Source organism: Aeoliella sp., from assembly GCF_965227375.1.
In the GTDB taxonomy this organism is placed as follows: Bacteria; Planctomycetota; Planctomycetia; order Pirellulales; family Lacipirellulaceae; genus Aeoliella.
Window position 1 is genome coordinate 17,628 of the sequence record NZ_CBDDFX010000001.1, and the last position, 15,024, is coordinate 32,651.

The 15,024-nt window shown below is 62.3% G+C and carries 12 protein-coding genes; 9 read left to right on the forward strand and 3 right to left on the reverse strand.

Going from position 1 to position 15,024, the window contains the following annotated elements; all coding sequences use genetic code 11:
• Window positions 1–6: 6 nt before the first annotated feature.
• The 3 genes from ACQK2L_RS00095 to ACQK2L_RS00105 all read right to left on the reverse strand — a co-directional run bounded on the left by ACQK2L_RS00095 (window position 7) and on the right by ACQK2L_RS00105 (window position 2,556).
• Window positions 7–438, reverse strand: coding sequence for a bacteriocin immunity protein (locus tag ACQK2L_RS00095; protein WP_425394919.1), 432 nt, complete (start codon window positions 436–438; stop codon window positions 7–9).
• Between the two features lie 306 nt (window positions 439–744).
• Complete coding sequence (locus ACQK2L_RS00100; protein ID WP_425394920.1) at window positions 745–1,857, reverse strand: hypothetical protein; 1,113 nt, start codon at window positions 1,855–1,857, stop codon at window positions 745–747.
• Between the two features lie 228 nt (window positions 1,858–2,085).
• Complete coding sequence (locus ACQK2L_RS00105; protein ID WP_425394921.1) at window positions 2,086–2,556, reverse strand: hypothetical protein; 471 nt, start codon at window positions 2,554–2,556, stop codon at window positions 2,086–2,088.
• Between the two features lie 350 nt (window positions 2,557–2,906).
• On the opposite strand from ACQK2L_RS00105, the gene ACQK2L_RS00110 reads away from it, so the two are divergent.
• From ACQK2L_RS00110 to ACQK2L_RS00150, 9 genes are all read left to right on the forward strand, one after another.
• Window positions 2,907–3,470 carry a hypothetical protein gene (locus tag ACQK2L_RS00110; RefSeq protein WP_425394922.1) on the forward strand — a complete coding sequence of 188 codons (564 nt, stop codon included), beginning with the start codon at window positions 2,907–2,909 and terminating at the stop codon, window positions 3,468–3,470.
• Window positions 3,454–5,148 (forward strand): DEAD/DEAH box helicase, encoded by a 1,695-nt coding sequence (locus tag ACQK2L_RS00115; protein WP_425394923.1) that lies wholly within the window; start codon window positions 3,454–3,456, stop codon window positions 5,146–5,148. Before ACQK2L_RS00110 ends, ACQK2L_RS00115 begins: the two co-directional genes overlap by 17 nt.
• Window positions 5,149–5,217: 69 nt before the next feature.
• Window positions 5,218–5,478 carry a hypothetical protein gene (locus ACQK2L_RS00120; protein WP_425394924.1) on the forward strand — a complete coding sequence of 87 codons (261 nt, stop codon included), beginning with the start codon at window positions 5,218–5,220 and terminating at the stop codon, window positions 5,476–5,478.
• A 104-nt stretch (window positions 5,479–5,582) separates the two neighbouring features.
• Window positions 5,583–6,431, forward strand: coding sequence for a sugar phosphate isomerase/epimerase family protein (locus ACQK2L_RS00125; RefSeq protein ID WP_425394925.1), 849 nt, complete (start codon window positions 5,583–5,585; stop codon window positions 6,429–6,431).
• Between the two features lie 190 nt (window positions 6,432–6,621).
• On the forward strand, window positions 6,622–8,454 hold the full coding sequence (locus ACQK2L_RS00130; protein ID WP_425394926.1) for a M14 family metallopeptidase: 1,833 nt from the start codon (window positions 6,622–6,624) through the stop codon (window positions 8,452–8,454).
• Window positions 8,444–10,219 (forward strand): M14 family metallopeptidase, encoded by a 1,776-nt coding sequence (locus ACQK2L_RS00135; RefSeq protein WP_425394927.1) that lies wholly within the window; start codon window positions 8,444–8,446, stop codon window positions 10,217–10,219. Before ACQK2L_RS00130 ends, ACQK2L_RS00135 begins: the two co-directional genes overlap by 11 nt.
• A 10-nt stretch (window positions 10,220–10,229) precedes the next feature.
• A complete protein-coding gene (locus ACQK2L_RS00140) occupies window positions 10,230–13,259 on the forward strand; it encodes a prolyl oligopeptidase family serine peptidase (protein ID WP_425394928.1) in 3,030 nt (1,009 codons plus the stop codon).
• Between the two features lie 96 nt (window positions 13,260–13,355).
• Window positions 13,356–14,285, forward strand: coding sequence for a hypothetical protein (locus ACQK2L_RS00145; RefSeq protein ID WP_425394929.1), 930 nt, complete (start codon window positions 13,356–13,358; stop codon window positions 14,283–14,285).
• Between the two features lie 3 nt (window positions 14,286–14,288).
• The gene (locus ACQK2L_RS00150) at window positions 14,289–14,969 is read left to right on the forward strand and encodes a hypothetical protein (protein WP_425394930.1); all 681 of its coding nucleotides are present in this window, start codon (window positions 14,289–14,291) and stop codon (window positions 14,967–14,969) included.
• Window positions 14,970–15,024 lie beyond the last annotated feature (55 nt).

The window sequence follows — 15,024 nt, forward strand, 5'->3', positions numbered from 1 at the left end:
GATGCATTAGGAGCCGCGGATCGCCTTTTCGACGATCTCTTCGGGGGTGGGGTCATTTCGACCATCGAAGTGATCCTCGGGGAAGAAGATCAAGTCACTTCCATCGGTGTGTTTGCAGTTGTATTCGAACAAACGGACTGCATTGATAGTCTCTGACTCGGAAGCGAACTCGCCGGGAACCGGATTGCACAACTTTCTCACTAAATCGAGCAATTGATCTCGCGAGAGCACTTTCTCTGCATCTTTAGATCCCAGGCAAATGTCAACGACCGTTTCAGCATCCATATCTGAGTGGCAAAGGTTTGCAATATCTGAATGTGGCAGTACCGCCGCAAATTCTGCAATCAACTCCGGTGCGTCCATTCCTCTTTCATAGGCGTCGCGTATGTCGGCGGCCAATTCAATGAGCTGGGTACGCTTTTCAGAGTCGACCTTCATCACAGTGCATCCGCTACTAACCTCAAGTCAGCTAGTGGCAAACTCCCTTCTCGACCGCCATGTTTGCAACGCTATAACCCAGGGTAGCGTTTGGGCTCGTGCCTCGCCCATTCGCAACCCTGGGCTACGTTGTCGGAACCCCTTCGGGGTAATCGCAGCCATACTGCGACCTGTTTCTTATCCGTGCTTATCCGTGTTCATCCGTGGCTAAAACTGCAATCGCTTCGGTGGCCAACGAGATTCTTCAGTCGCTTAGGCTCCCTCAGAATGACACGTTCTACTCTGTGTTCTCTGTGACCTCCGTGGTTAATACACCCCGACCGTTGTGCCGCCGGCTAGTTTGCTGAAGGGGCGGACGCCGCTGATGCCGTCCCAAGGGTATTGTTCGCAGGCCGGTTCGCGCTCGCCTTCGTCGCGTTCCAGGAAGCCCGGCACGAAGAACTCCTTGGTGAGCGTGGTGAGCTTCGAACGGCCGGTTTCTCCGTAGCCGACTACGCGGTCGGTGTCGTCGAAGTCAACCACTTGCAGCACCGCGCGGGGCTGGGGGGCGTGGTAGGTGATCTTGTACTTGTTCTCTTTGGTCACCGGCTCGCTGCACGCCAGGCCCATCAGGGTGTTACCGTAGGTGGGGGTCATGTAGATGCCGCTTTCCTCCGGTGGGCCGCCGAACAACTCCTCGACGCAGAACTTGGTCCACTGCGGAGTGAACTCGGTGCCGCCAGAGAAGATGCCGGTGATGCCGCACTCGGCCAGCGAGGTGCCGCGGTTCTCGAGTTCCAGGCACAGTTGCTCAATCAGCTTGGGCGTACCGAACATGCACTTCACATCATGTCCGGCAGTGAGAATGGTGACCGCCTGATCGATGCAGTGCTTCTTGTACTCTTCCAGATGGTCCATCCACCCTTTCTTGATGAGCTTGATCACCCACCGCGGGTCGAGGTCGATGCAGAAGCAAATGCCGCCGCGATGTTGAGCCAAGTGTTCTACCGCCAGTCGCAACCGACGCGGACCGCTCGGGCCGAGCATCAGCCAGTTGCTTCCTGGCGGAAAATACTCGTCGGGCAGCGTGTCGCTGAAGTTGGAGTAATCGGTACGAAAGTCCTCCATGGCGATGCGGCTCTTCGGCACACCGGTGGTGCCGCCGGTTTCGAACACGTAGACCGGCTCGTGCGCGAGCCCCTTCGGTACCCAACGTCGCACCGGGCCGCCGCGGAGCCATTCGTCCTCGAAGTCGGGAAACTTGTCGAGGTCGGCAAAGCACTTGATTTCGGTCAGCGGGTCGAAGTTCAGTTCGCCCTTCTTCTCGAGCCAGAAGGGGCAGCCAGTATCGTCGCTGAAGTGCCAGCGCACGATCTCGACCGTATGAGCATCGAGTTGTTCCTGTGCCTGATCGACAGCAGCTTGCAGAGAATCGGACATGGCGGGGAGGGATGCCTGGTGGGGGGAGGGAAAGGGAGGGAATATGCCGTAGCGGACCTAGCTATGGTGCATAAGTTCGCGGCGAGCCATTCGAGCCTCGACGTTGAACGATAGCGGACGTGGCGCCGCGTGGCAAGTTTGTGGGACTTGGGGGTCTCTAAAGCACGAATAGCCCCGAGCAAGTTTGCTCGGGGCTATTCGTGTTGGAATATGGGATGTGCTCGCGTCTTACGGCTGAGCTTCGGTTGTGTTCTGAGCGCCGTTGGCGCCGAGTTGAGCGAGAACCTGGATCACGCCGTTGAGGTGCGCGAGCCGCGGTCCGTAGCGGTCGATAAACTCGTTGAGCATGAACTCGCCCTCGACCAAGTCTTCCTGGCTATCGCTCACCTCTTCAGTCAGTCGATCGAGGTACTCCACTTGCACCTTGCTGAGCACCTCGGCGGCCTCGCGGCAGCCATCGGCAAGGTCGGGGTTGGCCTTCTTCCACTGGTTGAGTTCCTGATTGCGCTGCTTCTGCGCGGCGGCCATCGTGCCCAGCAACTCCTCCAGCAGTTCGTTCGTGCGGTCCTGCGCAGCCAGCACTTCACGCAGCAGTTCCACCTGCTCTTCGTTCTGCGAAAGCACGGGACGGGGCTGACTGGAGGCCGTGACGTCGACCTGGGAAAACATGGAAGATACGGAGGGGTGAGGGTTGCTCATCGGGCCCTAAGTCCTCTTGGGATATCGCTAAGAATCGAAGGAAGGTCACTATGGCGTGGCCAAGCGAGTAAACACTGCACCAAGGATGGACGAGTCCCTTGCCCCCACACCAGTCTTTCAGTTTAGCGGAAAACCGCGCACGGTTCCAGAATCTGAACACGGGTTTTTCGTTCGATTCCCACAGGTTTCCCGTAAACATCTATCAACCAGGTAGATGGCGAAATCTGTAATGATTCTTCCGGATTCAAGTGGCCCGTGGCTGCGTCCCGATTCTGCTTTACGTGGGACTCTACTCCCCCTGCACCCATTCGCTAGCACTTCCCGTTGTGCCCCCCCGCCGACCGACGCCGATGAGCAACTCCAGCAAGCCCGACGATTCTGCCTTTGCCTTTCTGACCGTGCTGGAGGACCCAGCGGCCTGCATGCTCGGAGGCCTGCTGGTGGTGAACCGCCGAGGACGGCCTGTCGAGTTTCACTGCACCGCGCCGATCGCGTTCAGCCGCGCCGAAGAGATCTTGTTCGGACCCACGCTGCGCCCGCACTTCTATTGCGAGCGAATCGGAGCAGCGCTGCTGGCGAAGCTCACCACCGACGTGGCGCTAGTGGTGGTGAATCAACTCGACTGCTGGCCCGTGGCCGAGTTGACCGCCAAGCCGGTGGTGTTGGTCGACCCAAGTCGCGTGGAGACGAGCAGCCCATCTGGTGAGTCGTCTTCCGGAAGCGCCGCGTGCTTGGATCAACTCGACCCGGTGCAGCGTCCGGAGGCCGAGCGGCTGCTCGGCGAGCTGTCGCGGTACGTCGATCTGTCCGAACCCTTCGAGCGCATTACCGAAGCGATTCGCGAAGCGGGCCTGTTGGGCTCTGGTGAAGCCGAACCCAGTACGGACGAGGAGCAACATGCCGAGGCCGCTTGAGTCGACAACTCCGCTGGCCGAGGTAGCGCTGTCGATGGCGAATCTCGCCAGTGGTGCAGGCGAGTTCCGCGTGGCATCGACCCACTTGTTAGGTGCGCTGGCGGAGGCTGTGTCGCTGCCGCTGGAGTTCGAGAAGGTGAAGGTCAAGAGCTTTCACTTTGCACCACGCGATGAGGAGCCCGCGGGCGAGCGACCCAGTCGCCCGCGGCCCCGGCCCAAGCGAGCCAAGCACACCCGCATCCGCGCGCCGCGCGATGTGGTGCGATTGGAAGACCGCTTGAGCTACGTGTTGCAGCCACCGCTCGAAACGCTGCTGGCTGACGAGTTGGTGGAGCTGCCGTTTACGCCGTTCGACTATCAGCTCGACGGCATCGCGTTTCTGTTCCCGCGCAACCACGCAGTGCTGGCCGACGAGATGGGGCTCGGCAAGACGATGCAGGCGGTGACCACCACGCGACTGTTGGTGCGGAGCAAGCAGGCGCGGCGCGTGCTATTGGTGTGCCCCAAGCCGCTGGTGACCAACTGGCAACGCGAGTTCGCGCTGTGGGCGCCGGAAATTCCGGTGACCGTGATCTCGGGTCCAGGTGCGCGACGCGAATTCCTGTGGCGGCAGCGGGCCGTGGTGTCGCTGGTAAACTACGAAACGTTGGTCCGCGACGAAGCGATTGTCGAAGAGCAGGACCTGAATTTCGATCTGGTGGTGCTCGACGAGTCGCAGCGCATCAAGAATCGATCCGGCACCACCAACCGCGTGGTCCGCAACTTGGTGCGCGAGCGCAGTTGGGCGCTGACCGGAACGCCGATCGAAAATAGCGTGGACGACCTGGTGGGCATTTTCGATTTCGTATCGCCGGGCAGCCTTCGCACAGGGATGAAGCCGCGCGAGATGGGACGAGCCGTGTCGGACGTGGTGTTGCGGCGTACCAAGGACACGGTGATGCAGGACATGCCGCCGAAGCTGGTCCGCGACTCGCAAATCGACCTCACACCGGAGCAGTGGGATTCGTATCAGCGGGCAGAGAACGACGGTGTCGTGGAACTGGGCGAGTTGGGCGAAGAGATCACGCTGCAGCACGTGTTCCAACTGGTGCTGCGGCTCAAGCAAATCTGCAATTTCGACCCAGCGACCGGCGAGAGCAGCAAACGCGACCAACTGGCCGCCGAACTGGAAGAAGTGGCCGCCAGCGGGCAGAAGGCGATCGTTTTCAGCCAGTGGGTCGATACGATCGAAAAGCTCGGCGAGTCGCTCGCGCAGTTCCACCCCGTGCAGTACCACGGCAAAGTGCCGCACGGCCGCCGCGACTCTGTACTGCAGCAGTTTCGCAAAGACCCCCAGTGCAGCGTGATCCTGATGAGCTACGGGGCGGGCGCGGTGGGGCTGAATCTGCAGTTCGCCAGCTACGTGTTCCTGTTCGATCGCTGGTGGAACCCGGCCGTCGAAGACCAAGCGATCAACCGCGCCCACCGCATCGGCTGCGCAGGCCCGGTGACCGTCACCCGCTTCCTGGCGGCCGGCACTATCGAGCAGCGCATCGACCAGATCCTGGCCGAGAAGCGCGAGTTGTTCGACGCGGTGTTCAGCGAAGGCCGCTCGCCGAGGAACCTGAGCCTGTCGCGCGAAGAGCTGTTCTCGCTGTTCGACCTCTCCACGCCCGAAGGCCGCATGAAGGCGGCTTGAGCCCCCGCAATTTCGCGTGTGCTATGCTTTCAGTGGGGCCACTTGTAGTTGCCACGGGGAGACCTTCGAATGCAGCGCGTCGGTGGAGCGGTGATCGGATTGTTGCTGGGAGCAATGCTCGCGGCCTTGGTGCTGTTGGTGCTGTGGATTGCCTGGTTTGCGCTCAGTATTCTCGCGCTCGCCGATCTGGCGATCGCCAGGAGTATCTCAAACTGGGTGGTCCAGCACGCCGCTTGCCTCGTCGCCGCAACGGTGGTGCTCTGCTGCGGTGTTCCAGCGGTGCATGGCTACCGCAAAGGGATGCGTGTCTACACGAAGGCCGAGTTCTAGTGCGTTTTCAGCTCTAGCTCGCTGCACGGTTGCCGTTTTCCCTTCCAGCCGATAGCCTCGGTGGTTTGAGGTTTCGGGCTTTCTGGGTTTGGGAGAACTGCACGATGGATGAAAAGTGGCCGCTTGGTGTGTTCGCGAGTATCGACGCAGGGCTGGGCGTTGATTTGCAGGTTGCCAAGGAGCTTGGCGTCACCACGGTGCATCTTCACACACCGCACGCCGAGTCGCGTACGCCGGAGCGGATTGCCGAGTTCCGCAAGACGCTCGACGACCTGGGCATCCGCGTCTCCTGCGTGTTTGCGGGCTTCGAAGGCGAGAGCTACGCCGATATTCCCACCGTTGAGAAAACGGTCGGCCTGGTGCCGAAGGAGACCCGCGCGGCGCGGACGGCCGAACTGATGGAGATCGCCAAGTTCGCCAACGAGTTGGGCGTCGACACGGTAGGGCTGCACCTGGGGTTCGTGCCGCACGACACCAGCGATCCCGACTTCGCCGAACTGCTGAACATCACCCGGCAGGTGTGCGACTCCTGCGCGGCGGATGGCCAGAACGTTCACTTGGAGACTGGCCAGGAGCCGGCCGATGTGCTGGAGGGGTTCCTCAAGGCGGTCGATCGCCCGAACCTGTTCATCAACTTCGATCCGGCGAACATGATTCTCTACGGATGTGGAGAACCACTGCCCGCGCTGGAGCAACTGGGCAACTGGGTCCGCAGCGTCCACTGCAAAGACGCCCGTTGGTCGGACGAACCAGGTAAGACCTGGGGAACCGAAACTCCCTTGGGCGAGGGCGATGTGGACTTTGGCAAGTTCGTCGCCGTGCTCGAAAAAATCGGCTACACCGGCCCGCTGACCATCGAGCGGGAGATTCCCCAGGAACCGGAGCGGCAGAAGGCCGAAATCGGCGGGGCCTTATCATTGCTCAAATCGCTAAAAGCCGACTATGGGCTGTAAGCTGCGTAGTATGGCCGCCCTCGGCCGTACAACTGCCTGGGGTACGGCCGGGGCCGCCATACTACTTAAATTGCGAGGCCAAAAATCCGGATAGCGGTAGCTGAAAAGATTAGGCTGGCTGGTTAAACTGAGGGTTTGCCCTTCCCGGCGACGGCCCCCCGTCTGCCCCTGCCCTCGGAACCCCTCCCGCATGCCCACTTCGCCTCGCCTGTGGACGACGGCCTGTCTCGCCCTGCACCTTCTTTGTGCCTCGCTGGCCACTAGCGCGCCGGTGGAGCTATCGGGCTACCAGGCGGTTAATCAGTTTGAGGCGGCGATCCGTTCACTCGGCGAGCACGACGTCGCCACGGTCGCGTCGCTCGGCAAGTCGGCCGAAGGGCGTGAGATTCACCTGGTAACACTCGGCGCCGGCGACTGGGCCAACAAGCCCGCCGTGCTGGTGGTCGGTAGCGTCGATGCGTCGAGCCTGGTGGGCTCGGAACTCTCCATCCGCATGGCGCGGCAATTGGCCGACCGCTACACCGAGGGCGACGAGGCCGCGGTGGAACTGCTGGACGCGGTCACCCTGTACTTTATTCCCCGGCCCAACCCGGACGCTTCGGCCCAATTGCTGTACGGCCCAACGACCGACCGCGCGACAAACACACGTGCGACCGACGACGACCGCGACGGCGCCACGGACGAAGATCCCGTGAACGACCTGAACGGCGACGAAGTGATCACCATGATGCGCGTCGCCGATCCGACCGGACCGTGGATGCAGCATCCCGACGATCCGCGGCTAATGGTGAAAGCAGACGCCAAGAAGAACGAAGCGGGCCAGTACCGCTTGTACTCCGAAGGCACCGACGACGATCTCGACGATGCGTGGAACGAGGATGGCCCCGGCGGCGTCGATTTCAATCGCAACCTGACGTTCGAATACCCCTACTTCCAACCCGGCGCCGGCAGTCACCAAGTCTCCGAACCCGAAACGCGGGCGGTGGTCGACTGGATGTTCACGCAGCCGAACATCTTCCTGGTGTTCTCGTTCGCTCCGCAGGACAACCTCGCCAAACCGTGGAGCGTCGCAAAGAACAACGGCGGGCGAATCAAACGTCAGGTGCTGCCCGACGATGGTCCCTACTTCGACCACATCGCCAAGATGTACGCCAAGAACATTGGCAACAAGAACGCCCCCACAGCCGCCGAGTACGATGGGGCGTTCGCTCCTTGGGCCTACTTCCATTACGGCCGCTGGTCGCTCGCCACGCGCGGGTGGTGGATCCCCAAAGTCGAAGCAGCCAAGCCCGACGAAGACAAAAAGGAAGAAGAGAGCGGCGAATCCGAAGCAGCGCCCGACGAGGAATCCGAAGCAGACGACGACAAAGCAGAAGACGAGGACAAAGAAGACGAGGATAAAGAAGACTCTAAAAAGCCCGACAGCCGCAACGCTGACGAAGTGAACGCGCTGGCGTGGTTCGAACAAGAAGGAGTCGATGGCTTCGTCGATTGGACCGAAGTCGAGCATCCCGACTTCCCAGGCAAGAAGGTCGAAGTGGGCGGCTTTAAGCCGCTACTGCGCTCGCATCCGCCCGCCAGCGAACTCGATCGGCTGGCCACCCGCCACGGCGAGTTCCTGGCCGACGCCATCGCCCTGCGGGCGAAGCTGGTGTTCGGCGACGCGAAGCTCGAAGCGCTGGGCGAGGACATCTACCGGTTGAAAGCAACCGTGATCAATCAAGGCTACCTGCCGACTGCCAGCAGCATGGGCCGCACGTCGAACAAGTTGCAGCGGCTGGAAGTCGAATTTCAAATGCCCAATGGGAGCAAACTGCTGGTGGGCGACCGCCGACAACGCCTGGGCGTGCTCGACGGCAACGGCGGTAGCGGCCAGGCCACGTGGTTGGTGCGTCTGCCCAGCGGTGTGAAGAGCCTCAAGCTACGCGCCGGCGAGCCCTCCGTGGGGTACACGACTCAAACCATCGACATGAGCGAAGCGACACAACCCAAGCGCGCCAAGGAGGCCAACGTTGAAAAGTAAACTCGCAACGTTGACGCTGGCCCTGGCCCTCGCCACTACGGCGGTGGCCCAGCAGAAGCCGATCTACCAGCCGCTCGGCGCGCCGGCCGACCCGGACGTACCCGCGCGGTGGAACTTCTACCGCGACTACGCCCAAGCGACGGGGCTCTTGAAGCAGATCGCGGCGGCGCATCCCGACATTTGTCGGCTGGAGAGCCTCGGCAAGTCGTACGGCGATCGCGAGATGTGGGTGATGACCATCACCAATCAGGCGCAGGGCGACGAGAAGGACGAAGCCAAAAAGCCCGCCTTCTGGATCGACGGTGGCATCCACGCCAACGAAGTACAAGCCGTGGATGTGGTGCTGTACACCGCTTGGTACATGACCGAGATGTACGGCCGCAACGAGACGATCACTCGATTGATCGACGAGCGGGTGTTTTACCTGATGCCGATGATGAGCCCCGACTCGCGCGACGCTCACATGCACGAGCCGAACACCACCAACGGCCCCCGCGGCGGTCAGCGCCCGGTGGACGACGATCGCGATGGGCGGGTGGACGAGGATCCGGCCGACGACCTGGACGGCGACGGGCACATCACGCAGATGCGCGTCCGCGACCCGCTGGGCCGATACAAGCCGCACGACGAATACCCGGCGATGATGGTGCGAGTCGACCCCGACGAAACCGGCACCTACACCATGCTGGGCGCCGAAGGCATCGACAACGATGGCGACGGCTCCGTGAACGAAGATGGCGATGGCTACTACGACCCCAACCGCGACTGGCCTTGGCAATGGCAACCCGCTTACGTGCAGCGCGGCGCGCATCACTATCCGCTCAGTGTTCACGAGAACCGCCTGGTGGCCGACTTCGTGATGGCCCACGCGAACATCGCTGGCGCGCAGTCGTACCACAACACGGGCGGCATGATCCTCCGCGGGCCGGGCTCGAAGGACGATCGCTGGCCCCGCGCCGACATCGCCGTGTACGACCAGTTGGGCAAGCGGGGCGAGGAGATGCTGCCGGGCTATCGCTACATGAACACGGCCGACGACCTGTACGAAGTGTGGGGCGGCGAGACCGACTGGTTCCACACCATGGTCGGCGCGTTCGCGTTCGTCAACGAGTTGAACACTCCGTACAATCTGTTCCGCGAGTCGGGCGAAACCGGCTTTTTCGCCCGCCAGGACAGCCGTCACAAGTTCGACCGCCTGCTGCTGCTGGGCGACGGGTTTGTCGAGTGGCACGAGGTCGACCACCCCACGTATGGTAAGATAGAAGTGGGCGGGATGAAGAAAAACTGGGGACGGCAACCTCCTTCGTTCCTGCTGGAAGAAGAGTGCCACCGCAACATGGCGTTCACCATGTGGCACGCCGACCAGATGCCGAAGGTGGAGATCGACGAAGTCGTGGTCCGTTCGGTGGACGACGGTTTGTTCGAAGTAACCGCCACGCTGATGAACCGCAAACTGACCCCCACCCGCTCGGCGTTCAACATCGAGCACAAGGTCACGCCGCCAGACATCGCTAGCATCGCCGGCGAGCGAGCGAAGGTGATCGCAGCCATGACCTCGGACGACCGGCTGTTCGACCGCGTGCAGGATGCAGGTCGCAACCCCCACCAGGTGCGGCTGGACGTTATTCCCTCCTGGCGGCCAAAATACGTGCGGTGGCTGGTCGCTGGAAATGGCGAAGTTGAAGTGAGTGTTCAATCAACCAAAGGTGGCACGGCCAATACCAAGGTGCCGCTGGTAGATTCTGTCGACTCGAAAGAAGACTGAGGCAAACACGATGACTCGCGCAGGGCGATTCGAAGTTGGGCTTTCGGTTCTGGTTCTCACCTGGGCCTTGTGCGCACCGCTGGCCATGTCGCAGGAACAGGCCCCCGCCGAGCCCGCCCCGCCAGCTGCCGAAGAGCCAAAAGCCGAGCCGCAGGCCCCACCCGAACAGCCGGCCGACAAGCCGGAATCTGCACCGAAGGAAGAGCCTAAGCCTGAAGAAACTCCGGAAGAGAAACCTGCCGAGGAAGCTCCCCAGCAGGAGGAGATGAAGGAGCAACCCAGCGAAGAGCCACAGGCCGAAGAGCAGGCTCCCAAAGAAGAGCCAAAAGAAGAGCCCAAGGAAGAACCTGCCGAAAAGACCGAGCCCAAAGCCGAAGCTGAGATGAAGCCGGCGGAGGAACAACCCGCGCAGGAGAAGCCGGCGGAGGAAAAGCCAAGTGCGGAAAAACCTGCCGAGGAGAAACCGGCGGAAGAGCCACAGGCCCAGCCGGAGATGAAACCGGAAGAGTCCAAGCAGGAGGCTGAGCCCAAGGAAGAGCCGAAAGAAGAACCCCAGCCGGAGCCCGAGCCGGAAAAGCCGGCGGTGCTGCCCGACGAGGTGGTGCTGAAGAAGTTCGTCACCATCCCCCGCGTGGGGACTTACGGTCGGGCGACGGTTTCTATCGATCCGGTGGATGCGGCCATCGCCGAAGGCAAGTTCTCGATGCCCAAGGCGGGAGACAAGCTTGCCACCACGGGCAGTCGTGAAGTCACCTGGCGCTCCGCGTCGGCCGCAAGCGATGGCGTGCTCTCCACTCGTTCGATTCGTGGCGGATACGCGGCGACCAGCTTCGACTCGCCCGCCGCAGGCATCATGCTGCTCGAGGCCACTGGGCACGCGATGGTGTACGTGAACGGTCTGCCCTACGCCGGCGATCCCTACGCCTACGGCGACTTTGTGCTGCCGGTGCGGATCAACAAGGGCGAGAACACGCTGGTGTTCCATGTCGCCCAGAGTCAACTGAAAGCCAAGCTGGTCAAGCCATCGGCCGACCTGCTGCTCTCGCCATTCCGCACAACGCTGCCTTCGCTGGTCGAAGGACAGGAGGCCGCTCCGTTGTGGGCGTCGGTCACGCTGACCAACACGACCGACGAGGCTCTCGACGGCGTGTCGATCGAAGCCCAGCTGGGCGAACTCGAGCCGACAGTCACCCCACTCACCTGGCTCGACGGCGCGACACTGCGTAGCTGCGGGTTCCAGTTCGCCGTGCCCAAGGAGCTGCCGAAGGACATGGCCGAATTGTACGTCCGCGTGGTGCGCGACAGCCAGGTGCTGGCCGTACAGCGGTTCGATCTGGAAGTGGTCGGTGCTTCGGCCACGCAAACGCGTACGTTCCGCAGCGGCATCGATGGCAGCGTGCAGGCGTACGTGGTGGTGCCGGCTTCCTCCTCCGCCGGCAAAACTCACCTGGTGGCCAAGGCTTCCGACGAGGAGGAGAGCGACAACGAAGACAAGTCCAACGCGCCCGGCGCAATCGTCGCCCTGCACACCGATGGCATGACCGCGCGCGACTTCGCCGGACTGTACCAGCCGAAGGATTGGGCGCACATCATCGTGCCCGGCGGCCGCGGCGAGTTCCCGCTCGACTGGGAAGAGTGGTCGCGGGCCGACGCGGTAGAAGCCATGACCGACGCGCTCGAGCACTTCGAAACCGACGAAGATCGCTTGTACGTCACCGGGCACGGCATGGGCGCCCACGGCGCGCTGGTGCTCGCCACTTCGCTGCCCGGCCGCTTCGCCGCGGTGGCAACTTCGGCCGCGTGGCCAAGCCTGTGGACCTACGGCGGCGGCATGCCCGACTACGACGATCCCTCGCCGGTGCAGTCGATGCTGAACCGCGCAGCGAGCCCGAGCGACATCCTTGCTCAGTTGCCCAACTTGTGGGGCACCGGCGTGATGATGCTGCACGGAGCGGACGACGATCAGATTCCGCCCGAGCAGAGCCGACTGGTTGTGGAACGTTTGGCCAATTGGCACAACGACTTCGCCTACTTCGAGAAGCCGGAGACCGGCAACTGGTGGGGCGCCGGCACGGTCGACAATCCCGTGATCATGGACTTCCTCGCCGCGCGTTCTCGCAAGACTGAGAACGCGGGTCGACTCAAGCTTTCGACGTCCGACTTGGGTACGCTCGCCAGTCGCGACTGGCTGACGATCGCCGCGCAGCAGACGCCGTTCGAAACGAGTAGCGTCGACCTGGAGGTGAAAGACAGCCCGCTGTCGATCGTCGGCACGACCAAGAACGTCCAGCGCATGGTGATCGACAGCTCGGTGGTGCCCAAAGGCAAGCCGTTTGTGTTGCGACTCGATGGCGGGCGGCCGGTGATGGTCCGCCAGATGCCTCGCAATGGCAAACTGTGGCTCGAACGAGCCGGCAACCGCTGGATGCAACGCCCCGTGCCCGACTCGGAGAACAAGAACCCCGACCGCTACGGCGGCATGAAGGGCGTGTTTAACCACGATGTGGTACTGGTCTACGGAACCATCGGCAACGAAGAGGAAAATGCCTGGTCGCGGGCCAAGGCGCACTTCGACGCCCAGACGTTCGCCTATCGCGCTGGTGGCTCGCTGATAGTTTTGGCAGATACCGATTTCGACGCGAACCAAGCTGGTGACCGTAACGTAGTGGTCTACGGTAATGTTGATACCAATCGCGCCGAGGCAGCCTTGCTGTCTTCGTCGCCGGTGCAGGCGTTCCGAAATCGAATCCGCGTGGACACGCGTCCGGAGAGCGGCGACGACATCGGCTTTGTGGTGGTACGCCCCCGCTCCGGCAACGACGACCGCCTGGTTGCTGTGGTTGGCGGTACCGGCATCGAGGGCATGCGGTTGACCAATCGTCTCCGCTACTTCTGGGCTGGCACCGCTTACCCCGACCTGCTGATCATCGGACCCGAAGCGTTGACCACAGGCGATGGCGGCATCCGCGCGGCCGGATACTTCGCGGAAGATTGGGACGTTGACAAGGCCGACATTGCGTGGCGCGACCTCGCGTTGTAGCCCGCTGGCAAGGTTGCCATGGATCGCCGAATATTCGAGGCGAACTGTTCGTGAACGGACGCCTGGAATACTCTGTCGATAACGCGAGGGGTTGCTATGCGCGAGTGGTTGCTGCAACTGGATGGTCTGCTGCGCGGTGAGGCCACCACCGAGGACAAACTGGGAGATGGACTCTTGGGCGTTAGCGCCCGGGGGTTGGCCATTATCGTGCTGATCCTGGCCATGATCTACGGCCTGTGCATGGGCTGTTACTCGTTGCTCAAGGACATCCCTCCCGATCTCCAAGAGACCATTGGCACATCCGATCGTGTGCTGCAGTTGATCGCGACGACCTTTAAGGTCCCTGCCCTGTTCTTTCTGACCCTGCTGGTCACGTTTCCTTCGCTCTACGTGTTCAATGCACTGGTGGGCTCGCGATTGCGGCTGTTGAACTTGCTGCGATTGTTGATTGCGTCGCTGGCGGTAAACGTGGCCGTGCTGGCGTCGCTGGGTTTGATCGTGGCGTTCTTTTCGCTCAGCACCAGCAGCTATCCGTTCATCGTGCTGTTGAACGTGGCGGTGTTCTCGGTGTCGGGCGCGCTGGGCCTGATGTTCCTGCTGCAAACGTTGCACCGCATGACGTCCGTATACGCCGAAGCGGAAGACGCCACCGCCGCGGCCGAGACTCCTGGTGACGAGCCTGCGCGTGAATCGGAATCCGAAGTGACGCTGCAGCCCGACGACCAGCACGAATCGCCCGAAGAGAGTACCTCGGACAATGGCGACACGGCACCGCCATCCATCGATCGCCCCGCCTGGCCTGCGGCGCTCGACATGCCACAAGGGCAAGTGTTCGCGCGGCACACCAGGATCGTGTTTCGCTGCTGGCTGGTGTTGTTTTCGGTGGTCGGTGCGCAGATGGGTTGGGTGCTGCGACCGTTCATTGGCACTCCCGAGATGGAGTTCACGCTGTTTCGTGCGCGGGAATCGAACTTCTTCGCCAGCGTGCTGGGAGCGTTGTGGCGGCTGCTGAGCGGGGGAGGTTGAGCCGTGCACAGCTCGATGCTTCACTGGCCCGACGAAGTGCTGCGCCGCGCCGCCTGGACCAACTCGCCAGCGGGTGGCCAGCGGACCTTTGCCAAGCTGCTCGTCACGATGACCGCGTGTGGATTGCTCTACGGAGCGGCCATGGGATCGTACGGCGCGGTGGCGGGAAGCACTCACTGGCCGCTGCAGATGCTGTACTCGGCCGCCAAAGTGCCGCTGCTGCTGGGAGCGACGTTCGCCATCAGCCTGCCGAGCTTCTACGTGCTGAACGCGCTGTTCGGGCTGGGCAGCGACTTCGCAGTCGCCCTGCGGAGCCTGCTCGCCACGCAGGTGGGATTCACCATCCTGCTGGTGTCGTTCGCACCGCTCACGTTGTTCTGGTACGCCTCGGATACGGGCTACGAGCAGGCGCTCGTGGTGAACGGAATCATGTTCGCCGCGGCCAGTCTTGGCTCGCAGCGCCTGCTCCGCAGTTACTACCGCCCGCTGATCGCCCACCGCCCGCGGCATCGCCGGATGTTGTGGGTGTGGACTGGTCTGTACGCGCTGGTGGCGATCCAGATGGCATGGCTGCTGCGGCCGTTTATCGGCTCGCCCCACAACCCGGTCACGTTCTTCCGTCCCGAAGCGTGGGACAACGCCTATTTGAAACTGTGGGAGCTGATCGTCCGCGTCCTCTGGTAGCGTGTCCGCTCCCAGCGCCCAATCGCACAAACCATGCGCACCACCATCCACTTTT